Source organism: Actinomadura opuntiae (assembly GCF_030283205.1).
Lineage (GTDB): Bacteria > Actinomycetota > Actinomycetes > Streptosporangiales > Streptosporangiaceae > Spirillospora.
The window spans coordinates 155,349-180,017 of sequence record NZ_JASNWF010000004.1 but is presented as its reverse complement, the minus strand read 5'-3'; the positions used below and the strand labels follow the sequence as shown (position 1 = coordinate 180,017).

Annotated in this window: 20 protein-coding genes; 10 read left to right on the top strand and 10 right to left on the bottom strand. The window is 74.5% G+C overall.

What is annotated here, in order from left to right:
* Positions 1-50: 50 nt before the first annotated feature.
* Genes QP089_RS09710 through QP089_RS09700 form a run of 3 tightly spaced genes read right to left on the bottom strand, consistent with a single transcriptional unit; the run spans position 51 to position 2,459 of the window.
* Entirely contained in the window at positions 51-257 is a 207-nt protein-coding gene (locus QP089_RS09710; RefSeq protein ID WP_285911083.1) for a hypothetical protein, read from the bottom strand.
* 31 nt (positions 258-288) lie between these two features.
* Complete coding sequence (locus QP089_RS09705; protein WP_285911082.1) at positions 289-1,398, bottom strand: Rv3169 family protein; 1,110 nt, start codon at positions 1,396-1,398, stop codon at positions 289-291.
* Complete coding sequence (locus QP089_RS09700) at positions 1,395-2,459, bottom strand: phosphotransferase family protein (protein ID WP_285911081.1); 1,065 nt, start codon at positions 2,457-2,459, stop codon at positions 1,395-1,397. Before QP089_RS09700 ends, QP089_RS09705 begins: the two co-directional genes overlap by 4 nt.
* Before the next feature lie 127 nt (positions 2,460-2,586).
* Here QP089_RS09700 and QP089_RS09695 point away from each other — a divergent pair, with 127 nt between their 5' ends.
* From QP089_RS09695 to QP089_RS49115, 5 genes are all read left to right on the top strand, one after another.
* Positions 2,587-3,237, top strand: coding sequence for an MBL fold metallo-hydrolase (locus tag QP089_RS09695; RefSeq protein ID WP_285911080.1), 651 nt, complete (start codon positions 2,587-2,589; stop codon positions 3,235-3,237).
* The gene (locus tag QP089_RS09690) at positions 3,234-3,932 is read left to right on the top strand and encodes an HAD family hydrolase (protein WP_285911079.1); all 699 of its coding nucleotides are present in this window, start codon (positions 3,234-3,236) and stop codon (positions 3,930-3,932) included. Before QP089_RS09695 ends, QP089_RS09690 begins: the two co-directional genes overlap by 4 nt.
* A 195-nt stretch (positions 3,933-4,127) precedes the next feature.
* A complete protein-coding gene (locus QP089_RS09685) occupies positions 4,128-4,331 on the top strand; it encodes a PspC domain-containing protein (protein WP_285911078.1) in 204 nt (67 codons plus the stop codon).
* Between the two features lie 147 nt (positions 4,332-4,478).
* Entirely contained in the window at positions 4,479-8,411 is a 3,933-nt protein-coding gene (locus QP089_RS09680; RefSeq protein WP_285911077.1) for a hypothetical protein, read from the top strand.
* 172 nt (positions 8,412-8,583) lie between these two features.
* Complete coding sequence (locus tag QP089_RS49115; RefSeq protein ID WP_512699676.1) at positions 8,584-8,934, top strand: DNA glycosylase AlkZ-like family protein; 351 nt, start codon at positions 8,584-8,586, stop codon at positions 8,932-8,934.
* Between the two features lie 18 nt (positions 8,935-8,952).
* On the opposite strand, the gene QP089_RS09670 is transcribed toward QP089_RS49115, so the two are convergent.
* Complete coding sequence (locus tag QP089_RS09670; protein WP_285911076.1) at positions 8,953-9,924, bottom strand: NADP-dependent oxidoreductase; 972 nt, start codon at positions 9,922-9,924, stop codon at positions 8,953-8,955.
* An 84-nt stretch (positions 9,925-10,008) separates the two neighbouring features.
* Between QP089_RS09670 and QP089_RS09665 the strand changes: the two genes are divergently transcribed.
* Positions 10,009-10,572, top strand: a complete 564-nt coding sequence (locus QP089_RS09665; protein ID WP_285911075.1) for a TetR/AcrR family transcriptional regulator — start codon at positions 10,009-10,011, stop codon at positions 10,570-10,572.
* A gap of 57 nt (positions 10,573-10,629) precedes the next feature.
* A complete protein-coding gene (locus QP089_RS09660; RefSeq protein ID WP_285911074.1) occupies positions 10,630-11,166 on the top strand; it encodes a hypothetical protein in 537 nt (178 codons plus the stop codon).
* On the opposite strand, the gene lysX is transcribed toward QP089_RS09660, so the two are convergent.
* On the bottom strand, positions 11,163-14,450 hold the full coding sequence (gene lysX, locus QP089_RS09655) for a bifunctional lysylphosphatidylglycerol synthetase/lysine--tRNA ligase LysX (protein WP_285911073.1): 3,288 nt from the start codon (positions 14,448-14,450) through the stop codon (positions 11,163-11,165). The two genes, QP089_RS09660 and lysX, sit on opposite strands and share 4 nt — an antisense overlap.
* A 197-nt stretch (positions 14,451-14,647) precedes the next feature.
* On the opposite strand from lysX, the gene QP089_RS09650 reads away from it, so the two are divergent.
* The 3 genes from QP089_RS09650 to QP089_RS09640 are packed head-to-tail and all read left to right on the top strand — an operon-like array spanning position 14,648 to position 19,659.
* A complete protein-coding gene (locus QP089_RS09650) occupies positions 14,648-16,555 on the top strand; it encodes a serine/threonine-protein kinase (RefSeq protein ID WP_285911072.1) in 1,908 nt (635 codons plus the stop codon).
* On the top strand, positions 16,555-18,267 hold the full coding sequence (locus QP089_RS09645; RefSeq protein WP_285911071.1) for a serine/threonine-protein kinase: 1,713 nt from the start codon (positions 16,555-16,557) through the stop codon (positions 18,265-18,267). The genes QP089_RS09650 and QP089_RS09645 overlap by 1 nt, the downstream gene beginning before the upstream one ends.
* Positions 18,268-18,288: 21 nt before the next feature.
* Complete coding sequence (locus tag QP089_RS09640; RefSeq protein ID WP_285911070.1) at positions 18,289-19,659, top strand: serine/threonine-protein kinase; 1,371 nt, start codon at positions 18,289-18,291, stop codon at positions 19,657-19,659.
* A 19-nt stretch (positions 19,660-19,678) separates the two neighbouring features.
* Here QP089_RS09640 and QP089_RS09635 read toward each other — a convergent pair whose 3' ends face one another.
* From QP089_RS09635 to QP089_RS09615, 5 genes are all read right to left on the bottom strand, one after another.
* Positions 19,679-20,890, bottom strand: a complete 1,212-nt coding sequence (locus tag QP089_RS09635; protein ID WP_285911069.1) for a DUF6114 domain-containing protein — start codon at positions 20,888-20,890, stop codon at positions 19,679-19,681.
* A 5-nt stretch (positions 20,891-20,895) separates the two neighbouring features.
* Positions 20,896-21,489, bottom strand: coding sequence for a DUF6230 family protein (locus tag QP089_RS09630; protein ID WP_285911068.1), 594 nt, complete (start codon positions 21,487-21,489; stop codon positions 20,896-20,898).
* 278 nt (positions 21,490-21,767) lie between these two features.
* Positions 21,768-22,448, bottom strand: a complete 681-nt coding sequence (locus QP089_RS09625) for a response regulator (protein ID WP_285911067.1) — start codon at positions 22,446-22,448, stop codon at positions 21,768-21,770.
* Positions 22,449-22,589: 141 nt separating this feature from the next.
* Positions 22,590-23,255, bottom strand: a complete 666-nt coding sequence (locus QP089_RS09620) for a response regulator transcription factor (RefSeq protein ID WP_285911066.1) — start codon at positions 23,253-23,255, stop codon at positions 22,590-22,592.
* On the bottom strand, positions 23,252-24,646 hold the full coding sequence (locus QP089_RS09615; protein WP_285911065.1) for a sensor histidine kinase: 1,395 nt from the start codon (positions 24,644-24,646) through the stop codon (positions 23,252-23,254). The genes QP089_RS09620 and QP089_RS09615 overlap by 4 nt, the downstream gene beginning before the upstream one ends.
* Positions 24,647-24,669 lie beyond the last annotated feature (23 nt).

Here is a 24,669-nt window from a genome sequence, read left to right as displayed (position 1 = left end):
CTGCGGATCGGCGCCCCGGCTGCGTTCCCAGCGGGCTTTCGGCGGGGCTTTCAGCGGGCGGCCATGACGACGGCGACGACGGCGAACACGAACGCCACCGTGGTCAGCACCAGGAACGCGGCGACCACCGCGCAGGCCAGCCCGCGCGGCTGGTCGCGCCAGGTCCCGTAGCGGTCGCGCACCTGCCGGTCCAGTTCCCTCCGCCGCCGCGTCCGGCCCGTCGCGTCGTCCGGATCCTGCGATGGCGGCGTCGTCACGGTGGCCAGTCTCGCAGAACCCGCGCGGTGCTCAGGCGCTCTCGGGGAACGACGGGTGCGGGCCGAGCGCCCAGTACTCGAACAGCCCGTGGCCGGTGGCGGCGTCCCCGGGCGCGGCGCCGTCCAGGTACTCATAGCGGCCCACGGCGTCCACCATCCCCCACATGCGGGCGGCGTCGTCGGGCTTGCGGGTGTCGTAGGCGACGCCCTGCACCTTCAGGTCGGGCCCCTGGTACATGCCGTGCTTCCAGTCCGGCTCCAGCCCGTACCCGGTGCCGACCATCAGGTGGACGGGCAGGATCGGCGTCGCGCGGATCTCGAACGGCTCGCCGCCCGGGGGAGCGAACCGCAGCGTCGCGGTCACCACGTCCCGCGTCCCCTCGGCGTATTCCGGACGGTATTCGGGACGGCCGAGGTACTCGGGCTCGCGGCCGTCCGGCCAGACGCGCGTGGACTCCTCCAGGATGCGCCGGCCCTTCTCGTCCTCCTGCACGATGCAGAGGATGGAGTGGTCCTCGAACTGCATCGGCGCGTAGAGCCAGTAGAACGTCCCGGCGTTCTTCACCTGGATGCCGGGCGGTTCCGGTTCGCCGACGGGCCGGATGCCCCAGGAGCGGTCGCGCGAGCCCCACCAGTGGTCCGGCGTGACGTCGATGGTCTCGCCGTCGACGGTGATGGTGCCGGTCCAGCGGCCGGTCTGGGCGAGGCGCCGCGAGTCGAACACGACGCGCTCCTGCCAGCGCAGGTAGTGCGGCGGTTCGAGCGTCGCGGGGATCGCCCCGTCCCAGGTCAGGTCGAACGACAGGCCGTGCTCGGTCTCGTCCAGCACGACCCGCAGCCGCTTCAGCCCCTCGATGACCTCGACGCGGAACGGCCCGACCGTCGTGTCCATGCGGTCGTTGCCGAGCTCCCGCGACGCCCGCACCACCTTGTGCAGCGGGCCCCGCCGGATCACCGCGAACGCGTCCATCACTCCGAGGTTCGGGTACTGCCCGATGCCGATGAGCATCATCATCTCGTCGGAGCAGGGGTGGACGTTGAAGTAGTAGCGGTCGTAGAAGTTGCGGTCCGACGTCGTGACGTGCCGCATCACCTCGGGCGCCTGGTGGATCGGATAGTCGTCGAGCGGCGAGAGGGTCACGCGTCGCCTCCGAGGATGCGCGCCAGCAGCTGCGTGCAGTTGTTGTTGTGGGGGAAGTCGGCGTCCTGGTCGATCCAGCCGAAGTCGATCATCGCCTGGCCGATCCGCGCCATGATCACCGAGAACTTGAAGCCGGACAGGATCTCGTAGTACGCCATGTCCCGCATCGGGCGCCCGAGCAGCTCCTCGTAGCGGGCGATCGTGTCGGCGTAGGACGGGAAGCCCTCCAGCCGGGCCGCGCCGACGCCCTCGGAGTGGTGCCGGTCCAGGAACATGAACCAGGCGAGGTCCTCCTCGGGGGCGCCGAGCATCGCGGTCTCCCAGTCCAGCACCGCGGCCGGGACGCCCGACTGGAAGATCACGTTGCCGATGCGGGCGTCGCCCCACAGCGCGACGGGGGCGTCCGGCTCCTCGGGCCGGTTCGCCTTCAGCCAGTCGAGGGCCTTCAGCGCCGTCTCCTGCGGGCCCTTGTACGCCCAGTGCAGGTAGTGCTCGTAGTAGCCGAGCCGCTGCTCCAGGCCCGGGGCGCCCCATGCCGGCATGTCGAGGAACTCCAGGCCGAGCTCCTTGACGTCCAGCCTGTGCAGCCGCGCGATGATCTCCAGCGTGGACCACCACATCGCGGCGCGCTCGTCCGGCGCGACCTCGGTCACCCAGCCGTCCATGTGGTACGGCGGCATGTCGGTCGGGACCCGGCCGTCGATGCGGCCCATCACGAAGAACGGCGCGCCGAGCACGTCACCGGACGGCTCGTACCAGCGGATCGGCGGCACCGGGATGTCGGTGCGCTCGTCCAGGATCCGCATCAGCCGGTACTGCTCCTCGAACCGCGGCTCGGGGAAGATCTGGTAGTTCGCGGGCGCGACCCGCGCGACGTACGGCGCGCGCCGCCGCGCGCCGTCCTCGGTCCACTCGGCGTCGAACATCAGCGTCTCGCTGGAGAAGCCGCTGGTCTGCGGCGTCTCCAGATGCGGGACCGCCGCGCCGGGCAGCCGCTCGCCGAGCCAGTCCGCCAGAGCGGTCCTGGTGACCTCGGGATCGCGTTGGTCGGGAACGGGCATCCGCCGCCTCCTCGCTCCGGGGCACGCCCGAACTAGAACGAGTTCTAGTGGCGTTCACCGTGTTGTATCAGCGGCGATAGCGCCGGTCAATGGTCCGTTCACCGGCCCTGCGTGGAAAACTGGATCAATGCGTCTCACCAAGCTCGGCCACGCGTGCGTCCGGCTCGCGCAGGACGACCGCACCCTCGTCATCGACCCCGGCGCCCTCACCGGGGACGCCGACCCCTACGCCGGGGCGCAGGCCGTACTGATCACCCACGAGCACTTCGACCACTTCGACGCCGACGGGCTGCGCCGCGCCATGGCCGCCGATCCCGCGCTCGAGGTATGGACGTCGCGGGTCGTCACCGAGAACCTCGCCGACCTCGGCGGCCGCGTCCACCAGGTCGGTCACGAGGACGCCCTCACCATCGCCGGCTTCGACGTGCACGTGTACGGCGAGGACCACGAGATCATGCACCCGGACCTGCCGCCGATCCCCAACGTCGGCTTCCTGGTGGACGGCGAGGTCTTCCACCCGGGCGACGCGCTGACCGTCCCCGGCGTCCCCGTCCCGACGCTGTGCCTGCCGGGCAACGCGCCGTGGATGCGGGCCGTCGACCTGTACGAGTACACCCGCGCCGTCCGCCCGGAGCGCGCCTTCGCGATCCACGACGGACTGCTCAACGACGTCGGCCTGTCGGTGATGGAACGCGTTCTGGCCGGCGCCGGCGAGGAGCTCGGCAGGGAGTTCCGCCGCCTCGCGCCCGGCACCACCGTCGACCTGGCCCGCCCGTGACCCCGCACCCCCCGGCGGGCGGCGCCCGCGTACCCTCTCCCCGGCCGATCCAGGCGGTCTTCTTCGACCTCGGCGAGACGCTGATCAACGAGGGCGAGATCTACGGGCGCTGGGCCGACTGGCTGGGCGTCCCGCGGCACACGTTCCTCACCAAGCTGGGCGCGATCCTCGCCACCGGCGGCGGCCACCGGGACGTGTTCGAGTACTTCCGGCCGGGCTTCGACCTGGAGGCGGAGCAGAAGCGGCGGGTGGAGGCCGGCGTGTCGAACGGGTTCGGCGTCGACGACCTGTACCCGGACGCGCGGGCCTGCCTGCGGGCGCTGCGCGAGCAGGGCCTCTACGTCGGGATCGCCGGGAACCAGCCGGTGGAGGCCGCCGAGCAGGCGGAGGCCCTCGGGCTGGACACCGACGTCATCGGCATCTCCGACGTCTGGGGCGTGGAGAAGCCGTCGCCGGAGTTCTTCGAGCGGTGCGCGCAGATCGCCGACGTGCTGCCGGACCGCGTCCTGTACGTGGGGGACCGCATCGACAACGACGTGCGTCCCGCCATCGCGTTCGGGATGAAGGCGGCGTTCCTGCGGCGCGGCCCGTGGGGCCACATCCAGGAGGACGCCGAGGCCCTCGCCGCATGCCTGTTCGTCCTGGACGACCTGGACGGCCTGCCCGACCTGGTGGCCCGCCACAACGTCCCCTAAGGGACATCCCGTAATCCCCGAGGGGGAGCGCCGGAGGCCGTGGACGTCCTCCTCCGGGGGAGCACGGAACGACCCGTACGGGCGATGTGGGACCGGGTGCCCGGTTCGTAGCGTGGACGTCGTGGCCGTGAGAACCGCGGCCCCCCGGGCCGACCGCCCGGTGTTCACTCGAACGAATCGGGGAGACGGAACATCATGAACGGCCTCTATCGTCCGCGTCACGGCCGGATCATCGGCGGCGTCTGCGCGGGCCTCGCCCAGCGGTTCGGCATGGCGCCGTCGACCGTCCGGCTGCTCGCCCTGCTGTCCTGCCTGCTGCCCGGGCCGCAGTTCGTGATCTACCTGGTGCTGTGGGTGACGCTGCCGAGCGAGGACCGCTACATGGCGCGCGCCCACTGAACCGGCGCCGCGCGGTCAGTACCCGCTGATCAAGATCATCGGAACCGCTCGACCGGGCCCGCCCTTGGGTGTTAGATCGGTGCACAGCATCACAGGGGCGGCGGCACCGCGAGCGGGCGGCACCGCGGCCCCGGGGAAGGAGCCGCGGTGCCGGAGCAGGGCCCGGGCCCGGGCCGGTCGGCGGGCGACGCCGCCCGGGAGGCGGGCGGCGGCGGGCATGCGACCCCGGACGCCCGGCGGGGCGCGCCGGGGGCCGCCGCGCGCGACGCGGCGGCCAGCGCCGAGCAGGCCGCGCGGCTGCTCGGCCACCTGCGCGACCTCGCGCGCGCCCGGCGCCGCCCGTCCCGCGACCTGGCCGAGCACGAGCAGGTGCACTGGCTCGCCGACCTGCCCGGCGACGTCTACGTGGAGACCGACGCCGGGCCCGGCGACGTGCTGTTCAGCGTCCCGGTCATCCCGCTGACGCCGCCCGCCGTCCTGGAGGAGTTCGACGGCTGGCTCGGCCTCCGGCACTGGTACCGGATCCTGCGCGACCTCGCCGACCACGACGTCCTCCTCGCCACCGGCCTGTTCGCCTGGCGGCCGCCGGACGCGCCGCCCGTGCACGACCACCTCCTCGGCACCCCCGTCCGGATCGCCCTGGACGAGCGCACCGAGCGCATCGACGTCGTCCTCGCCGGCCGCACCACCCTGCGCGACCGGGAACTGCTCGCGGACACGCCCGGGTTCCGGCCCGCCGACTGGGTGTCGGACGCCGTCCAGGCCGGGCAGGGGTTCGGGCTGCACGCCTCGGTCGGCGACGTCCTGCGCAAATGGTGCGCCACCGCGATCTCCGGCACCGTCGACTACCGGGAGGACTGGGCCGCCGAGGGCGCGCCGACCCCCGTCCCGCGGCTGCGGCTCGCGCCCGCCCTGGTCGTCCGGCCGCCCGGGCGCGAGGCCGCCGCCGACTACTGCACCCGGCTGATCGGGCTGCTGTCGCACGGCGTCCCCGAGGGGCTCGCCCGGTTCCTCGACCCCGCCCGCCGCCCGCAGGTCATGCACGTGCCCGAACGCACCCCGCGCACAGTCCCCGACCTGCTCACCGGGCTGCTGGTGCGCGGCCACCGGGTGCTCGTCGCCACGTCCGGCGCCTCCGCGTCCGCCGCGCTGCGCGCCGCGCTGCCGCCCGACCTCGCCGCCCTCACCGTCGCCGACCCCGCCACCGCCGCGCAGGCCGCCGACACCGTCCGGGCCCGCGCCGCCGCGCCCGTCCCCGACCTCACCGACCTCGCCGAGCGGGCGGCGCAGGCCGAGCAGGACGTCGCCGAGCTGACCGAGCACCTGCGCAGCGGCTCCGTCGCCGACCTCGGGTCCGGCTACCGCGGCGCGCGCGGCGAGCTCGCCGAGCGGCTCCGCGCCGAGGCGCCCGGCCTGTCGTGGATGCCCGTCGCGCCCGACCTGCCGCCGACCCCGCCGATCTCCGCCGCCGAGGCCGCCGAACTCACCGCGCTGCTCGCGAGCGAGACGCCCGAGCGCAAGGCCCGCACCGCCCAGCGCGACGTCGACCCCGGCACCCTGCCGAGCGCCCCCTACGTCCGCACCCTCATCGAGGCGGAGGCGGCCGCCGCCGACCGCGTCCAGCGGTCCGAGACCGACCTGTCGCGCCGGCTGCGCGCCCACGACGTCACCCTGCTCGCCCGGCTCGACGGCGCCGCGTCCAACGTCGGCGCCGCGCTGCGCGCCCTCGGCCTGGACGGCCACCCCGGCGGCTGGAACCCCGCCGACCTCGCCGTCCGCGCGTTCGCCGACGCCCTCGCCCGCCGCCGCCCCCTCGTCTGGACGCGGGTCATCGAGATGGCGTCCCGCGCCGAATGGGCCGAACGCGCCATCGAGGGCATGGGCGGCCACCGCGTCCGGCTGCCGGCCGGCGAACTGCACCTGCGCCGCCTCGCGAGCGCCGCGCAGGACCTGCGCAACCACCTCACCGAAGGCGGCACCCTCAAGCGCGGGCCGCTGCGGTCCGCCGCGCAGAAGCAGGCCGACGCGCTGCTCGCCGGCGTCACCGTCGACGGCGAGCCGCCCGCCACCGCCGCCGCGCTGGACCTGGTCTTCACCGACCTCATGATCCGGATGACCTGCCAGGAGCTCCAGTACGTCTGGGAGGCCGCCGGCATCTCCTTCCCCGCCGACCTCCCGCCCGCCGACCGGGTCGCCCGGTTCGTCCGCGCGCACGCCCGGCTCGACCGCGTCCACCGCCTCATCCCGTACGTCGACGAGACCCGGGACCTCCTCGACCGCGCCGGGCTCGCCGTCCCGCTCAGCCACCCGCTGCAGTGGCACGGCTACGTCGCCGCCCTGGACAGCGCGCTGGAGGGCCTCGGCGTCAACCGCGCCGCCGCCGACCTCGACGCCCTGCGCGACTCCATCGGCCCCGCCGGCCCCGGCGCGCCCCCCGAGCTCGTCGCCGCCCGCGCCGCCATCGACGCCCGCGACGCCGGCGCCTACGGCCGCTGCCTCGGCGCGCTCGCCGAGGCCCGCCACGAACGCGCCCTCCAGCTGCGCTGCGAGGAGCTCCTCGACCGGGTCCGGGCCGTCCACCCCGACCTCGCCCACCTGCTCCTCGCCACCGACGGCGACGACGCCTGGCACGAGCGCACCCGCAAGTGGGACGACGCCTGGGCGTGGGCCCGCGCGTCCGGCCGCCTCGCCGAGACCGCCCTCTCCCCGACCGAGCAGCGGCTCCGCGCGTCCCTGAACGCCGCCGAGGAGCGCCTGCGCGCCGCCGGCGCCGCCCTTGACTCCGCCCGCGCCTGGACCGCCGTCCGCGCCGCCCTGCCCCCGGCGCCCGCGTCCCCGCTGGAGACCGTGCCCGCCTGGATCGTCCCGCTGTGGCGCATTCCCGACGCCGTCCCGCCCTATCCGGACGCGTTCGACGCCGTCATCGTGGACGGTGAGCAGGACGCCGGCGCCGAGGCCCTCTTCCTGCTGTGGCTCGCGCCCCGCAGCATCCTCGTCGGCCCGGCCGGCCCCGGACTCCCCGTCCCCGAGGGCCCGCCGCCTGCGACGCCGCTACCGGCGTCCCTCCGCGACACCGTCACCCCGACCGCGTCCCTCTTCACCCTCCTCGCGCCCCCGGACCCCCCGCAGAAGGCCCCCGAAGACGCCCACCCGGCCGAGCCCGCCCCGGCGCCTCCCGCCCCGGACCCCGTCCCCCAACAACGCGCCGCACCGCCGCCCGACCCGAGACGCCCCGCCGGCCGCCACGCCCGACCCACCGGCCCCCCACAGGAGCGCTCCGCCACACCACCCCCCGCCGCGCGCCCACCCGAGCCGCGGACCCATGCGCAGCCCGAGGAACCGGTCAGCGCCACCCCGCTCACCCCCCGAAACGCACCGCCACCCCCACCCGAGCAACGCCCTGCCGCCCCGCCGAGCGCGTCCGCCCCCGGCGCACGTCCGCCCGAGCGACGTGCCGCCGCCCCGCCGAGCGCGTCCGCCCCCGGCGCGCGTCCGCCCGAGCGACGTGCCGCCGCACGCGACGAACAACCGGCCGGCGCCGCTTCGCCCGGCCCGCCGAGCGGATCCACGCAGGGCGCACGTCCGCCCGAGCAGCGCCCGTCCGAGCGGCGGACTGGTGCGCGGGATGAGGGACCGGTTGGCGCCGCTCCGGTCGGCCCGCCGAGTGCGTCCGCGCCCGGCGGGTGTCCACCCGAGCGGCCGCTGCCCGAGCGGCGGGCCGGTGCGCGGCATGCGGAAGCGGCCGGTGCCGGGTCGGCTGGTCCGGCGAGTGCGTCCGGGGCTGGCGGGCGGGGTTCCGGTGGGGCGGACGAGTGGCGTGTTGTGCGGGGGGAGCGGGCCGGGCCCGGTGCGGAGGACGAGTCGCCGCGCGTCCAGCGCGGGCGGTCGATCGCGACGTACAAGCGGCCCGAGCTGATGCGGATCGTGGCGCGCGTCGCCGAGCGGGAGCCCGATCTCACCGACGACCAGCTCGTCGACCTGGTGAGCCGCCTGCTGGCCTGTCCCGAGGACGAGGCGCTGCTGGTCGGCGCGCGCCTGCGGTATGCGGTGGAGGTCTACCGCGAGCAGTCCGGGCACTGAGGCCGCTTCGGCGGGTGGCGCAGTCAGGGTGTGCGTGAGCCAAAGGCGGGGCCGAAGACGACGAGGAGCACGAGGTCCTCGGTGATGTCGGTGAAGCGGTGCTCCTCGCCCGCCGGCACGAAGATCACCGAGCCGGGGCCGACGTCGGCCGCCGCGGTCGGATCCGGCGCCGCTGATCCGCCGCTATCTGGCCGCGTTCGGCCCGGCGTCCGTCAAGGACTTCCAGATCTGGTCGGGTCTGCGCCGCGTGGACGCCGCGTTCGAGCAGCTCCGCGCGGACCTGGAGCTCGACCGGGACGAGAGCGGTGCGGAGCTCTTCGAGCGTGGGTTCGCTCACCCACCCCACGCTGCTGGTGGACGGCCGGGTCCGCGGCGTCTGGAGGCTCCGGCACGACCGGAGGGCGGGGCGCGCCGCGCTGAGCGTCGATCTGCTCGGTCCGCTGCCGGACGCCGCGCCCGTCGAGGAGGAGGCCCGTCGCCTGCTGTCGTTCGCGGCGCCGGGGGCCGTCCACGAGTTCCTTGATCTCCGGTTCCCGCCAGGTCAGGGCACGGACAGCACGATCTTGCCCTGGATGTGGCCGCGTTCGGCGCGCTCGTGGGCCTTCGCGGCGTCGGCCAGGTCGAAGACCGAGTCGATGCCGGCGCGCAGGGAGCCGTCGGCGAGCAGGGCGGCGAGTTCGGCCATCTGGGCGCCGTCGGAGTGGACCTGGCCGCCGCGGAACTCGATGCCGCGCCGGGCGGCCTCCTCCCGGTGGTACTCGCCGTGGAAGACGGGGCTGATCACCCCGCCGTCCCTGACCGCCTTGAGGAACCGGTGGCCGTCGGGGCCGCCGACGGTGTCGACGACGAGGTCGGCGTCGCGGACGGCGTCCTCGGGGGCGGTCGCGGTGTAGTCGACGTACTCGTCGGCGCCGAGGTCGCGGAGGAAGGCCTCGTGGCGGGACGAGGCGACCGCGATGACGTGCGCGCCGCGGGTCTTGGCGAGCTGGACGGCGAAGTGCCCGACGCCGCCGGCGGCGCCGTTCACCAGGACGGTCCATCCGTGCGGCAGCCGGATGTGGTCGACCAGGTACTGGTAGGCGGTCAGCCCGGCCATCGGGACGGCGGCGGCGTGGACGTGGTCGACGGACGGCGGTTTGCGGGCGAGGTGCGCGGCGGGCGCGGTGGTGTACTCGGCGTAGGCGCGCCCGCCGTTGTTCAGGCCGGGGAAGCGGACGAGGCCGAAGACGGCGTCGCCCACGGCGAAGCCGGTGACGCCGGGCCCGACGGCGGCGACGACGCCGGAGACGTCGGAGCCGGGCGTCCAGGGGAACCGGAGGCGCGGGCGCTCCCGGCCGGCGAAGTGCTCGTCGGCGAACATGGCGAAGTCGCGCCGGGCGTACCAGTCGGGCGGGTTGAGGCAGGCGGCGCGGACGCGGATCAGGACGTCGCCGGGGCCGGGCTCGGGGACGGGGACGTCGTCCAGGACGAGCACGCCGGGGTCGCCGAAGCCGTGCGCGCGGATCGCTTTCACGAGAGGGCCTCCAGAATAAGTGGAGCAGTGCTCCGAATCATAGGCGGAGCGCTGCTCCGATTGTCAACCGCCTAGGATGCGGGCATGACGCGCACGCTGCGGGCCGACGCCCGGCGCAATCGGGAGCGCATCCTGGACGTGGCGGCCGCGGTCGTGGCCGAGCAGGGGACGCAGGCGTCGCTGCGCGACATCGCGCGCCGCGCCGGGGTCGGGATGGGCACCCTCTACCGGCACTTCGCGACGCGCGAGGAACTGCTGGAGGCGCTGCTCGGCGGCCGGTTCGACCGGCTCGCCGACCGCGCCGAGGCGCTGCGGGACGCGCGCCCGCCCGGCGAGGCGCTGGCCGCGTGGCTGCGCGAGTTCGCGACCGGCGTCGCCGGCTACCGGGGGCTCGCCGCGTCCCTGGTCGCGACGCTGGAGGACGACACCACGTCCCTGCACGCCTCGTGCGCGCGCATGCGGGCGGCGGGCGCCGACCTGCTCGCCCGCGCGCAGGAGGCCGGGGAGATCCGCCCGGACGTCGACGGGACCGACCTCTTCGCGCTCTTCAGCGGCGTCGCGTCGATCGCCGACACGGCGCCGTCCCTCGCCGCGCGCCGCGACCATCTGCTGGACCTGGTGATGGACGGCCTCGCCGCGCGGGGCTGACGTGTGATTTCTCGGCACTCGCCGTATTCGGTCGTTGGTTGTCTGTACAAAGGTCCCGTGACCGGGTGGGACGAGGACGCGCTGGCGGGGCTCCGCGCCGCCGTGGCGCGCGGCGACGCGCGCGGGGGGCTGGCGGTGCTGGCCGGGCGGCCGCTCGGCCCGGTCCTGCAGTACGCGGGGGACGTGCTGGCCGCGGCGGTCGCCGCCGGGCTGGCGGACGCCGAGGCCGCGGCCCGCAAGTGCCTGGCGGAGCTGGAGGAGCGCGGCCTGCCCGGCGACGCCGAGCTGGCGGACGAGCTCGCCGCCGCGCTCGGCGCCCGGCCGTCCGGCCTGGCGGCGCTGCCCGTCGACCTCGGCGCGATCGCACAGGCGCTGGAGGCGGGTCCGGCGGACGGGCCGTGGCTGCTCGACCTGGAACGCGGCGACGTCCTGGCGCCGGACGAGCCCCCGTCAGGCGAGCCGTGCGGCGACGGCGGACGGTACCTGCCGATCCCGCCGGAGGGCCCGCGGCGGGAGGCGGAGGAGCCGCGCCGCGGACGGGCGCGCCGCTGGCTCGCCGGGCAGGGGTTCCGGCCCGCGCCCCGGGCCCTCTAGTAGCCGGGCCGGACCAGCGGGAACGGGATCGTCTCGCGGATGCTGCGGCCGGTGAGCGTGATCAGCAGCCGGTCGACGCCCATGCCCATGCCGCCCGCCGGGGGCATCGCGTACTCCAGGGCGCGCAGGAAGTCCTCGTCCAGCTCCATCGCCTCGGGGTCGCCGCCCGCGGCCTGCAGCGACTGCTCGGTGAGCCGCTGCCGCTGCAGGATGGGGTCGATCAGCTCGGAGTAGGCGGTGCCGAGCTCCAGGCCGAACACGATCAGGTCCCACTTCTCGGCGAGCCGCGGGTCGTCGCGGTGCGGCCGGGTCAGCGGGGAGGTCTCGGCGGGGTAGTCGCGGACGAAGGTGGGCGCGGTCAGCTGCTCCTCGACCAGGGCCTCGAACAGCTCCTGGACGATCTTGCCCTGCCCCCACGCCGGGTCGAAGTTCAGCCCGGCCCGTTCGGCGAACCCCCGGACGGCCGAGAGCGGGGTGTCCGGGGTGACCTCCTCGCCGAGCGCCTTGGACACCGACTCGTAGACGGTGATCTCGTGCCAGGGCTCGGCCAGGTCGTACTCGACGCCGTCGCGCACGACGACGGTGGTGCCGAGGGCGGCGCACGCCGCGTCCACGACCAGGCCGCGGGTCAGCTCCGCCATCGTGTCGTAGTCGCCGTACGGCTCGTAGGCCTCCAGCATCGTGAACTCGGGGTTGTGCTTCTGCGACACGCCCTCGTTGCGGAAGTTGCGGTTCAGCTCGAAGACCCGCCCGACGCCGCCGACGAGCAGCCGCTTGAGGTACAGCTCGGGGGCGATCCGCAGGTAGAGCTGCATGTTGTAGGCGTTGATGCGGGTGGTGAAGGGACGCGCGGCCGCGCCGCCGTGGATCGGCTGCAGCATCGGCGTCTCGACCTCGAGGAAGCCGCGGGCGCGCAGCCCGTCGCGGACGGCGGCGATGGCGTCGCCGCGCATCCGCAGCATCTTCCGCGACTCGTCGTTGACGATGAAGTCGACGTAGCGCTGCCGGACCCGGGCCTCCGGGTCGGACAGGCCGCTGCGCTTGTTCGGCAGCGGCCGCAGGCACTTGGCGGTGAGCTGCCAGCACGACGCGAGCACCGACAGCTCGCCGCGCCGCGACGTGCCGACCTCGCCGCGCACGCCGACCTGGTCGCCGAGGTCGACCAGCGACTTCCACTGGCGCAGCGATTCGGCGCCGAGGGCGTCGGAGGTCAGCATGACCTGGAGGTCGGCGGTCTCGTCCCGCAGCGTCACGAAGATCAGCCTGCCGTGCTCGCGGGCCAGCACGACCCGCCCGGCGATCGCGACGTGCTCGCCGGTGCGGGCGTCGGGGGCGAGGCCGGCGAACCGCTCGCGGACGTCGGCGGCGAAGTCGGTGCGCGCGAACCCGAGCGGGTAGGGCTCCATCCCGGCGGCGCGGATCTGGTCGAGCTTGGCGTGCCGGACCCGCTCCTGCTCCGACAGCCGGCGCTGCGGGGCGCGGGCGGCGTCGGCGGCCTCCTCGATCCGCTTGATCTCCTCGACGAGGTCGGTGGACGGGACGATCGCGGCGGCACGGTCCAGCTTCGGGCGGTTGAGGTTCGGCAGGAAGCCCTCGGCGCGGGCGTAGGCGAGCCCGAGCCGGATGATGTGGCGGCCCTGCATGTAGCAGATGAAGCGGGGCCGCCAGTCGGGCAGGTACTTGGCGTTGGACAGGTACAGCGACTCCAGCTGCCAGAACTTCGACGCGAACGACAGGAACCGGTAGTACAGCCGCGACACCGGCCCGGCGCCGATCTGGGAGCCGCGCTCGAACGCCGAGCGCAGCATCGCGAAGTTCAGCGACAGGTGCTGCGCCCCGACCGCGGCGGCCTTCTCGGCGAGCTTGGCGACCATGTACTCGTTCAGGCCGTTCTCGGCCGCCCGGTCGCGGCGCATCAGGTCGAGGGAGAGCCCGCTGCGGCCCCACGGGACGAAGCTGAGCAGCCCGCGCAGCTCCCCGTGCGCGTCGAACGCCTCGACCATGACGCAGCGCCCGTCGGTGGGGTCGCCGAGCCGGCCGAGCGCCATGGAGAAGCCGCGCTCGGTCTCCTCGCCGCGCCAGGCGTCGGCGCTGCGGATGAGCTTGGCCATCTCCCAGGCGGGGATCTGCGAGTGGCGGCGGATCCGGATCGTGTACCCGGCCCGCTCGACCCGGCGGACGGCCTGCCGGACCTGCCGCATCTCCCGGCCGTCCAGGTTGAACTCGGAGAGGTCGATGATCGCCTCGTCGCCGAGCTCCAGCGCGTCGAACCCGTGCCGCTTGTAGACGTGCGCGCCGCGCTCGCCGACGCTGACGGCGCCGGGGATCCAGGCGTGCTCGCGGCACTCCTCCAGCCACGCCTCGATCGCCTGGTCCCAGGACTCGGGGTCGCCGAGCGGGTCGCCGCTGGCGAGGGAGACAGAACCCTCGACCCGGTAGGCGATGGCGGCCTTTCCGTTCGGTGCGACCATGACGTCCTTGTCGCGGCGCAGCGCGAAGTAGCCGAGGGAGTCCTGCTCGCCGTACTCGGCCAGCAGCCGACGCGCCGAGAGCTCCTCGGGCGGGCTGAGCACCGGGTCGCGGCGGCCCGGCTTGAACAGCGCCCAGAACGTGGCGATCATCAGCCCGGTGCCGAGGACCCACAGGATCGCGTCCACCCAGAACGGGACGGACACGTCGATCGGCTTGCCGGTGACGCGCGGCCCGAGGACGGTCTGCAGGATCGCGTAGTACGGGTGCGTCCAGAAGTCGCCGTCGGCGTTGCGGTCGGTGACGGTAACCAGGAACGTGCCGATCCCGCAGGTCACGATCAGCAGGCTGGTGAAGACGGTGGCCGCGAGCCGCCGGTTGGCCCGGTCGGGCAGCGTGGTGAACTGGCCGCGCGCCGACACCAGCAGGCCGAGCACCGCCAGGTACACGGCGGCGGTGACGATCAGCCCGACGGAGGTCGGCTCGGACGGGTCGAACACGGTGCTCAGCACGGCGGCGACACCGAGCGCGGCGGGCAGGCAGAAGATCAGGACCAGGATCCGCCAGGCGGCCTTCTTGCGCCGCCGGATGCCCATCGACAGCAGGATCCAGAGCATGCCGATGGGCACGCTGGGGAACCAGCCCAGGTAGCCGATCCAGCGCAGGGCCCAGATATCGGTTATCTCGAGGATGAGACCATAGGAGACCCAGGCGAGCAGCGACAGGATCCCGGAGAGACGGGTGTACCAGAAGAAGATGGTGGGCGCGGCCTGCAGGAGCCGGCGCCATTCGCCCAGTAGGCCCTTCTCCGCCATGGTCCCCCCGTCGCCTTGCGCGGCCCGCTTGGCCGTACCGGGCTTATTCATACCGGGTGTCACGTGCACCACGCTCCCGTCCGGGCCCGCCCGCCCCGCGGCGAACCTCGGCGCGGCGCCGGACGTCGTACGAGTGGGGGGATGTCGCTTGCAAGCTCGATCCAAGGTTGTCAGCAAAAGTCGATATGGTCGCGGATATGCCAAATGAGACCACCGGTGAGCGGTTGCTCGCCCGCCGCTACCGACTGGTGACCCAGGTCGGCCGAGGCGGCATGGGGACGGTCTGGCAGGCACACGATGAGGTCCTCGGCAGAGACGTCGCGGTGAAGGAGGTCATCCTCCCGCATGGTCTCACCGACGAGGAACGCGCTGTCCACCATAAGCGTACGTTCCGTGAGGCGCGCACCGCGGCCCGGCTCGGCCACCCCGGCGTCGTCACCGTCTACGACGTCGTGGAGGAGGACGGCCGGCCCTGGATCATCATGGAGCTGATCAAGGCCCGCTCGCTGGATCAGGTGATCAAGCAGGAGGGCCCGCTGGAGCCGCGCCGCGCCGCGGAGATCGCCCGCCAGATGCTGGCCGCGCTGCACGCCGCGCACCAGGCCGGGGTCCTGCACCGCGACGTCAAGCCGAGCAACGTGCTGATCACCGGCGCGGGCCGGATGGGCGAGCGCGCCGTGCTCACCGACTTCGGCATCGCCACCGCCTCCGGCGACGCGACCCTCACCCAGACGGGCCTGGTCATGGGCTCGCCCGCCTACATCGCTCCCGAACGCGCCCGCGGCCGCACCGCGGGCCCCGCCTCCGACCTCTGGTCGCTCGGCGTCACCCTGTACGCGATGCTGCACGGCAGGTCGCCGTTCGAGCGCTCCGAGCCGATGGCCGCGCTGGTCGCGGTGATCTCCGACGAGCCGGACCCGCCGGAGAAGGGCGGCCGGCTGATCCCGGTCATCGAGGGCCTGCTGCGCAAGAACCCCGACCAGCGGATGGACGCGATCGAGGCCGGCGCGCTGCTGGACGACATCGTCCGGCAGCAGACCGCCGACACGCAGCGGACGATGGCCGTCGAGTACCCGCCGGGGGAGGTGGCGGAGCCGCCGGCGCAGGAGCCCGGCAGCACGATCCCCGACCCCTACGGCGGGCGGGTCGACGCGCCGCGCGACCGGAGGCGGCCCGGAGCCGAGGGCGCCACCCCGGCGGCGCCCCGGGCCGACCCGCCGGGCACGCCCGCGCCGCGCGCCGAGTCGCCGGACGCCCGGCCCGACCAGCTCACCCGGTTCGACGTGCCGGCCGGCGCCACCGACCGGCGCGACCCGGGCCGGGAGGAGTCCTGGGCGGCCGAGCCCGGGACGCTTCCGGCGCAGGGCCCGCCTCCCGACGCCACCACCCGGATGGGCGGCGCGACCGGCCCGGCCGGCCGTCCCGCGCTCGCCTCGAACCGCAAAGTGATGATCGCGGCCGCGGTCGTGCTGCTGGCGATCGTGGTGATCGCCGGCATCGCGTGGGCCAACTCCGGCGGCGGCGGCAAGCCGGACAAGAGCAAGAACAGGAAGGCGGGCCCGTCGGCGACGAGCAGCGCCTCGTCCTCGCACCCGTCCACCAAGGCGTCCCCGTCGGCCTCGCCGAGCGCGCCGAGCACGGGCCTGCCCGCCGGGTTCACCGTCCACCACGACAAGTCGGGCTACTCGGTGCCCGTCCCGGCCGGGTGGAGCGGCCCGGAGCGCAAGCAGGGCGGCGACTACTTCTACGCGCCGGACCGGCGGACCTACATCCAGATCGACCAGACCGACAACCCGAGCAAGAGCGCGATCGACGACTGGCGGGAGCAGGAGGGCGGCGGCGCCAACTTCACCGGCTACCGGAAGATCAAGATCGCGCCGACCGGCGACCACCCGCCCGTCCCCGACACCGGCAACGGCGACAAGTCGGCCGACTGGGAGTTCACCTACGAGGGCGACGGCGGCCGGATCCACATCCTGAACCGGGGGTTCGTCGCGAACGGGCACGGCTACGCGATCCTGCTGCGCGCGCCGCAGGACGCGTGGGACCGCACATTCTCGCAACTGCAGCCGGTGTACGAGCACTTCAAGCCGGCGGAGGACTGATGGACGAAGGGCACCTGCTCGCCGGCCGGTACCGGCTGCTGTCGGTGGTCGGCCGCGGCGGCATGGGCACGGTCTGGCGCGCCCAGGACGAGACGCTCGACCGGGAGGTGGCGGTCAAGGAGGTGCTGCTGCCGTCCGGGCTGAGCGACGACGACCGCCGCACCCGGCACCAGCGGACGCTGCGCGAGGCGCGCGCGTCGGCGCGGCTGAACCATCCGGGCGTGGTGACCGTCCACGACGTCGTGGACGAGGACGACCGGCCGTGGATCGTCATGGAGCTGGTCAGGGCGCGCTCCCTCCAGGACATCGTCGACGAGGACGGCCCGCTGCCGCCCGGGCGCGTCGCCGCGATCGGCCGGCAGATCATCGGGGCGCTGCGCGCCGCGCACGCGATCGGCATCCTGCACCGCGACGTCAAGCCCGCGAACGTGCTGGTCGCCGAGGACGACCGGGCGGTGCTCACCGACTTCGGCATCGCCCAGATGGCGGGCGACGCGACGCTGACCGGCACCGGGCTGATCATGGGGTCGCCGGCGTACATGTCGCCGGAGCGGGTCAACGGCGACCGCGCCATCCCCGCCTCGGACCTGTGGGCGCTAGGCGCGACCCTGTACGCCGCCTGCGAGGGCAAGGCGCCGCACCACCGCAGCGACGCGATGGCGGTGCTGGCGGCGGTGATGACGCAGGACGTGCCGCCGCCGAAGAACGCCGGGCCGCTGGAGCCGGTGCTGCTCGGGCTGCTGGAACGCGACCCGGTCCGGCGGATGACCGCGGAGCGCGCCGAGGAGGCGCTGGCCGCGGTCGCGTCGGGGCACGCCCTGGACCAGGCCGCCGCGCAGCTCGCCTGGAGCCAGGCGACGGTCGCCGACGGGTCGCCGTCGTACGCGGCGTCCTCCGGCGGCACCGGGACGGGGCCGACGCGGTCGGCGCCGTCCCCGATGCCGGACCACCACGTCCCCGTGCCCGACCTGACGGCCCACTACCCGCCCGGGACGAACGGGCAGCAGTGGACGCCGATGCCGGGCGGCCCCGGAACGGTGGGCGTCCCGCCGGGCAAGCGGCGCTCGCCGGTGGTGCCGATCCTCGCCGGCTCGGTGGCGCTGGCGGCCGCCGTCGCCGCGGCGGTGGTGTTCCTGTGGCCGGACGGCGATTCCGGCCGCAACGACGACGCGTCGCGGCAGCCCGTGACGCAGGGAACCGAGAAGCCCGTCAGCCAGTCCCCGGCGTCGCACGGGACGTCGCCGTCGCCGTCGTCTTCCCCGACCAAGACGTGGCCGGCCGGTCTCGTCAAGGCGTCCGGCCCCGGTTACTCGATCGGCGTCCCGCCCGGCTGGAAGCGCTCGTCGACGGGCCGCGGCGTCGTCTGGTCCGACCCGGTCACCAAGGCGTACGTGCAGGTCGACGAGACGCCGTGGACCGGCGACCCCTTCGACCACTGGGTGACGTGGAAGCAGCAGGCCATCGCCGACGGCTTCCTCAAGGACTTCCAGCAGGTCGGGGAGATCACCCAGTCGAGCGTCGGGGGGCACCGGGCCGCCGACATCGAGTTCACCTGGTCGCGGCTCGGCGGCACCCACGCCGTCGACCGGGGGGTGATCGTCAACGGGTCGCCGTACGCGGTCGTGGTGGCGGTACCCTCGTCCCAGTGGAACGCCAAAGAGCCACTCGTGAAGGATGTGCTCAGCACGTTCCGTCCCTCAGGGGTGGGATGACACTGGGGGGACCGTAGACCGATGGCACAGGCACGTCTGCTCGGCAACCGCTACCGGCTGGACTCGGTGGTCGGCCGCGGCGGGATGGGCACCGTGTGGCGCGCCTTCGACGTCATGCTCGACCGCGAGGTCGCGGTCAAGGAGGTCGTCCTCCCGCCCGGGCTGAACGACGACGAGCGTGCCGTGCTGTACGAGCGGACGTTCCGCGAGGCGCGGGCGTCGGCGCGGCTGAACCATCCGGGCGTGGTGACCGTCCACGACGTGGTGGAGGAGTCCGGCCGGCCCTGGATCGTGATGGAGCTGGTCCTCGCCCCCTCGCTGCAGGACCTGATGGACCGCGGGCCGCTGGAGCACCGCCGGGTCGCCGAGATCGGGCTGCAGATGCTGGGCGCGCTGCGGCACGCGCACGAGAAGGGGATCCTGCACCGCGACGTCAAGCCGAGCAACGTGCTGATCACCGACTCGGGGCGGGTCGTGCTCACCGACTTCGGCATCGCGCAGGTGGAGGGCGACGCGACCCTCACCCAGACGGGCCTGGTGATGGGGTCGCCCGCCTACATCCCGCCGGAGCGGGCGCAGGGCGAGCGCGCGGTGCCCGCCTCCGACCTGTGGGCGCTGGGCGCGACGATGTACGCGGCGGTCGAGGGCCGTTCCCCGTACGAGCGGTCGGACGCGATGGCGTCGTTGCAGGCGGCGCTGTCCGATCCGGTGCCGCCGGCGCGCAACGCGGGCCCGCTCGCCCGCGTCCTGGACGGCCTGCTGGCGCGCGAGCCGGTGCACCGGATGACGGCCGTGCAGGCCCAGCCGCTGCTGACGCAGGTCGCGGCGCTGCCCCCGCCGCCGCCCGTCCCGAGCGCCGACGACACGGTGATGGACGGGCCGGGGCGCTACTACGCCGGCGACCGGGCGTCGGAGACCCTCCTCGACCCGGACGAGCTGGACCCGGTGACCCGCCGCGACCCGGGGCCCGGCCAGGACCCGCGCGACTCCCAGCCGCCGCACTCCCAGCCGCCGCACTCCCAGCCGCCGCGGTCCCGGCCGCCGCAGCGTCCGGCGCCCGAGCCCGAGGAGCGCACGCTCCTGGAGACCGAGTGGGCGCCGCCTCCGCGGTCCCAGCATCCGCAGCCCCCGCAGACGCCGCCGCCGTGGGAGCAGCCGCGGCAGTACGCGAACTGGCAGCCGCCCCCGCCTCAGCCGCCGGCCGTGCACGACGTCCGGCAGGCGGAGCACCGCAAGACGGTCCTGGTCATCGCGGTCGCGGTGATCCTGGTGGTGGCGGCGGTGCTGGCCGGCGCGTTCATCCTGCGCCACAAGCTCCAGATCGACGCGCTGGGCGTCGCGGGCCACGGGCACGCGCCCACCATGGCCGTCGCCGGCCTCATGACGCCCTAGCCGCCGCGGGCGGCGCGCCTCAGGTGCTGATGCCGAGGCCGCTGATCTGCGCGCCGTTCGCGGTCACCGACGGCTGCTCCGACACCACGTCCGTCATCACCATGAACGGCAGGACGAGCGGCGGCGGCTGCGCGGGCGTGAAGGTCAGCGGGATGCCCAGCAGCTTCGACGACATCTTCGTCGTGTACATGACGACGTCGCCGCTGAGCGTCAGGGCACCGGTCTTGATCCGGCCGGTGACGCCGCCGTGCGCCGCGGTCTGGTCGACGTCCTTCAGCACGGCCTTGGACATGCTGAACTTGAGCGCCTTCACCGTCCCGGCGGCCGACGGCAGCGACGCGACGCCGTCGTAGCTGAGGCCGGACATCGTGAGCGAGCTGGCCCGCAGCGTCCCCGCGTCGCTGTAGATGCGGGGGCCAGCGGCGGTGGTCTGGGCCCCGGCCTTTCCGTCGGCCTTGAGGCAGGCGGACGGGTCCTTGCTGGACTGCAACTCCTGCAGCAGCTTGCGGGCCTGGTCCTGCGACAGCCCGGACGTGTTCGCCGGGATGTCGGGGCAGGAGGGCGACGGCGACGCGGTGGGGCTGGGCGTCGCGCCGGGGGTCGGCGTCGCGCTGGGGGAGGGGGAGGCGCTCGCCGACGGCGCGGGCGTCGCCGCGGCCGCGGGCGCCTTGGACGCGGTGGCCGACGGGGACGGCGACGGCGACGGGCTCAGCAGGTGCAGGCCCAGCAGCCCCGGCAGGGCCAGCGGCAGCGCGAACGCGGTGAACCGGCCGCCGCGCGGCGCAGCGTGCGCGCCGATGCCGTGCCCGCCGATTCCATGCCCGCCGCTCCGGTAGCGCGGCGCGTCCGGTGCGGGCGGCGCGTCCGGCGGCCCGGGCGGGGGCGCGGGCGACCAGGCGAAGCCGAGCGCCCCGCCGACCAGGCCGAGCAGCAGCCCGACGAGGAACCCGCCGAAGTTGGAGGTGAGGAACGACGCCAGCGACAGCAGCACGGCGAGGACGCCGAAGAAGCTGCGCTGGGCGGGCTGGAACCACATCAGCGCGCCGGCGGCGACCAGCAGCGCGCCGATCAGCCAGCTCGCCACCCCGGCGACGCCCTGGTGCACGACCAGCGGCATGGGGGCGAGGGGGATCGCGATGAGCTCCGCGCCGCCGAGGACGGCGAACACGCCTCCCCAGAAGGGGCGCGTCCGCCGCCAGCGGCGGAACCCGTGCGGTGTCGTGTCCGTCATGACCGTTAGAAGCACTCCTTGCCGAGCTTCATGCTGAGGTTGCTCAGCTTGAAGGTGCCGGCCGTCGTTGCCCACGCGACCTGCTTGACGCCGGTGAGCCTGATCGAGTCGGCCTGCTGGCCGAACATGCCCGCCGCGCCCTTGGCGCCGTTCGGGCCCTTGTCGAGCGTGCTGGCGTCCCGGCCGATCTCGATGTTGGAGAACTCGGCGTCGGCGTTCAGCTGCTCGACGTCCAGCACCAGGTCGGACGCCTGGACGGGCTTGCCGCCGGTGCCCGCGGTCAGCCGCAGCGTGAACGGCCCGACCTTCACCGACTGGCACATGTTGGTGATCGTCGCGTTCTTGATCCCGGAGACCTGCACGGGGTGCTTGGTGCCGTCCTTGCTCGCGTCGACGTCCCCGTACTGGACGAAGCCCGTTCCGGTGAGGGAGTCGGCGCTGACCTTGAAGCTGCTGCCGGACACGGCGAACGAGGACGCGAGGGCGCCCTGCGCGGTCATGAAGACCAGGGCGCCCGCGCCGACCGCGGCGGGGGCGGCGATGGCGGCGAAACGCTTCCAGCGGACGCGGCCGAGGCCGGCGTCGGCGGAGTCGGTCATGGGGGCTCCTGGGGGTCGGGGGCTGGTCGGGGTCGGTCGCCGTCGGCCCGGATCCCGGTGATGCGGGTCACGTGGGTGACGGTGAGTGCAAGTTACCCCCAAGTACTTACTTGCGGCAAACCGGTCAGAGTACCTCAAAGGTAAAGAATTCGGATCGCTGACCTGGGCATTGATCATCGGTCTGGCCCGGCTCGGCGAATAAAGGGCCGACCGATATTCACTACTGTAAGTAACTGCTGACGGGCAGCGGAAAGCCCGCGGGCAGGAGGGTGCGCGGGTTACCGGCGGCCGGCGGAGAACGCGTCCAGGGCGAGGCGCAGGTCGGCGACGTGCCCGTCGAGGTCGTCGGCGGGCACCCCGGACCGCATCCGGGCCAGCGCGTCCTCGACCCGGGAGAGCCGCTCGTCCAGCGCGGACAGCAGGCCCTCGCAGCCCGCGGCGGCCGGGGCCTCGCCGTCGGCGCCCCACTCGCCGTCCTCGGCGGCGGCCGCGCCGTTCGCGCCGTTGCCCTCGGCGCCGCCGTTGTCGGCGAGCGTGCGGCGCAGCAGTGCCGCCTGCTTGCGCAGCTCCAGGGTGCGGCGGTGCAGGTCGACGAAGACCGACACCTTCGCGCGCAGCAGCCACGGGTCGAACGGCTTGGTGAGGAAGTCGACCGCGCCCGCCGCGTAGCCGCGGTAGGCCTGCTCGCTCTCGCCGCCCGCGGCGGTCAGGAAGATGATCGGGACGTCCCGGGTGCGCGGCCGGGCCTTGATGTGCTGGGCGGTCTCGAAACCGTCCATCCCCGGCATCACCACGTCGAGCAGGATCAGCGCGAAGTCGTCGCTCAGCAGTTCCTTCAGGGCCGCCTGCCCGGACGAGGCGGGCACCACCTCGACCGGCAGCGCGTCGAGCACCGCCGCGAGGGCGGTGAGGTTCTCCTCGCGGTCGTCGACGGCGAGGATCCTCGTGTCGTGCGGCACCGGACTCCTTCGCTTCGGTGACGGCCTGTGCGTTCCACCTTGTCATGTCACCACGGACGGGAACAGTGAATCGCGACAGAGTGCGAATTTCCAGGGCAGGGGCCGCGACCGGGCCCGCCGGACCGGGCCCGGCCCGCGCGGCTAGGGCAGCCAGCCCGGCTTGACCAGGCCCGACTCGTAGGCGAACACGACCAGCTGCGCCCGGTCACGGGCGCCGAGCTTGACCATCGTCCGGCTGACGTGCGTCTTGGCGGTGGCCGGGCTGACCACCAGCCGGGCCGCGATCTCCTCGTTCGACAACCCCTCGCCGACCAGCGTCATCACCTCGCGCTCCCGGTCGGTCAGCGCGTTCAGCCGGGGCGAGGGCGCCGGCTGCCTGGCCCGCGCCGCGAACTCGGCGATCAGCCGCCGGGTCACGCTCGGCGACAGCAGCGCGTCCCCGGCCGCGACGGCCCGCACGGCGTGGATCAGCTCGACCGGCTCGGTGTCCTTGACCAGGAACCCGCTCGCCCCGCCGCGCAGCGCCTCGAACACGTACTCGTCCAGCTCGAACGTGGTCAGGATCACGATCCGCACGTCGCCGAGCCGGTCGTCGGAGGCGATCCGGCGGGTCGCGGCGAGGCCGTCCTCGCCGGGCATCCGGATGTCCATCAGGATCACGTCCGGGCGCAGCCGGCGCGCCCGCTCCACGGCCTCCGCGCCGTCGCTGGCCTCGCCGACCACCTCGATGTCGGCCTGCGCGTCCAGCAGCGCCCGGAACCCCGCCCGGACCAGCACCTGGTCGTCGGCGAGCAGCACCTTGATCACTGACTGCCCCTCTCCGCCGGGGCCCCGTCCGCCGAGCCCGCTCGATCCGATGTGTCCGCCGCGCCGGCCGCGCTGTCGGCGTCCGGGGGCTCGCCGGTCAGCGGCAGCGTCGCGCGGACCGCGAAGCCGCCGCCCGCCCGCGGCCCCGCGTCGAACGTCCCGCCGAGCGCGGCGGCCCGCTCGCGCATGCCGCGGATGCCGCTGCCGCCCGGATGGTCGTCCAGCAGCGACACGCCCCGGCCGTCGTCCTCGACCCGCACCTCGATCTCCCGGTCACGGTAGGCGATGCGGACCCGCGCCGTCACCGGGCCCGGCCCGGCGTGCCGGGTCACGTTGGTCAGCGACTCCTGGACGATCCGGAACGCGGCCAGGTCGGCGCCCGCCGGCAGCGGGCGCGGCTCCCCGGCCGTCTCGGCCTCCACCGCCAGGCCGGCGGAGCGGGCGCGGGCGAGCAGGTCGTCGAGCCGGCCGAGCCCGGCGGTGGGGGAGCGCGGCGCCGTCTCGCCCTGCGCGCGCAGCGCCCCGATCACCGACCGCATCTCGGTCAGCGCCTCCTTGCTCGCCTCCTTGATCGCGGCGAGCGCGGTGCGGGCCTGCTCGGGGTCGCCGTCCATCAGGTGCAGCGCCACCCCCGCTTGCACGTTGATCATCGAGATGTTGTGCGCCAGCACGTCGTGCAGCTCGCGGGCCATCCGCAGCCGCTCCTCGCTGGCCTGCCGGCGCTCCTCCTCGGCCCGGGTGCGGGCCCGCTCGGCGGCCCGCTGCCCGGTCATCCGGACGAGCTCGGCGGTGACCAGCACCGCCAGCGACCAGCCGACGACGAAGCTGACCCCGCCGATGCTCGGCTCCTCCACCGGGAACGGCCCGCCGGCGGTGCCGCGCTCGGGGAAGGGCACGCCGATCAGCGCGGTGATCCCGAAGTAGACCGACACCGCGACCGCGGTCCCCGCCCAGGTGACGAGCCGGTGCCCGGCGGCGATCGCCGCCAGCATCGCGACGCCCACGGCGGCGGCCGCGGGCCCGTAGCTGTAGGCGCGCAGGAAGTACAGGCCGGTGAGCAGCCCGGTCGTCGCGAGCGTGAACACCGGGTGCCTGCGGCGCAGCAGCAGCAGCGCCGGACCGCCGAAGATGATCGCGTAGCCGAGCCCGTCGAGGTGGGTCATGCCGTAGCCGGCCGACCCGTCGCCCCAGCCGTGCCCGTGCCCCCAGCCGCCGCCGCGTCCCGGCGACCCGTCCCGGGACGCGCCGTGCTGCGCGGCCATCGTCCCGAAGAACTCGAGCGCCAGCACGAGCAGCGGCACGACCCAGACGGGCCACGCGGACGGGCGCGGCCAGTGCGCCCGCACCGGCCCGTGCGGCGGCACCGGCCCGCGGGGCGGCGAAGTGCTCATTCCTGAACGTTAGGTCATCGGCG

Excerpts from the sequence above, each read along its gene's own strand:
- QP089_RS09695 (WP_285911080.1), top strand. The coding sequence starts at position 2,587 with ATGCGTCTCACCAAGCTCGGCCACGCGTGCGTCCGGCTCGCGCAGGAC.
- lysX (WP_285911073.1), bottom strand. The coding sequence starts at position 14,450 with ATGGCGGAGAAGGGCCTACTGGGCGAATGGCGCCGGCTCCTGCAGGCC.
- QP089_RS09685 (WP_285911078.1), top strand. The coding sequence starts at position 4,128 with ATGAACGGCCTCTATCGTCCGCGTCACGGCCGGATCATCGGCGGCGTC.
- QP089_RS09630 (WP_285911068.1), bottom strand. The coding sequence starts at position 21,489 with ATGACCGACTCCGCCGACGCCGGCCTCGGCCGCGTCCGCTGGAAGCGT.
- QP089_RS09700 (WP_285911081.1), bottom strand. The coding sequence starts at position 2,459 with ATGCCCGTTCCCGACCAACGCGATCCCGAGGTCACCAGGACCGCTCTG.
- QP089_RS09665 (WP_285911075.1), top strand. The coding sequence starts at position 10,009 with ATGACGCGCACGCTGCGGGCCGACGCCCGGCGCAATCGGGAGCGCATC.
- QP089_RS09645 (WP_285911071.1), top strand. The coding sequence starts at position 16,555 with ATGGACGAAGGGCACCTGCTCGCCGGCCGGTACCGGCTGCTGTCGGTG.
- QP089_RS09635 (WP_285911069.1), bottom strand. The coding sequence starts at position 20,890 with ATGACGGACACGACACCGCACGGGTTCCGCCGCTGGCGGCGGACGCGC.
- QP089_RS09640 (WP_285911070.1), top strand. The coding sequence starts at position 18,289 with ATGGCACAGGCACGTCTGCTCGGCAACCGCTACCGGCTGGACTCGGTG.
- QP089_RS09650 (WP_285911072.1), top strand. The coding sequence starts at position 14,648 with ATGCCAAATGAGACCACCGGTGAGCGGTTGCTCGCCCGCCGCTACCGA.
- QP089_RS09615 (WP_285911065.1), bottom strand. The coding sequence starts at position 24,646 with ATGAGCACTTCGCCGCCCCGCGGGCCGGTGCCGCCGCACGGGCCGGTG.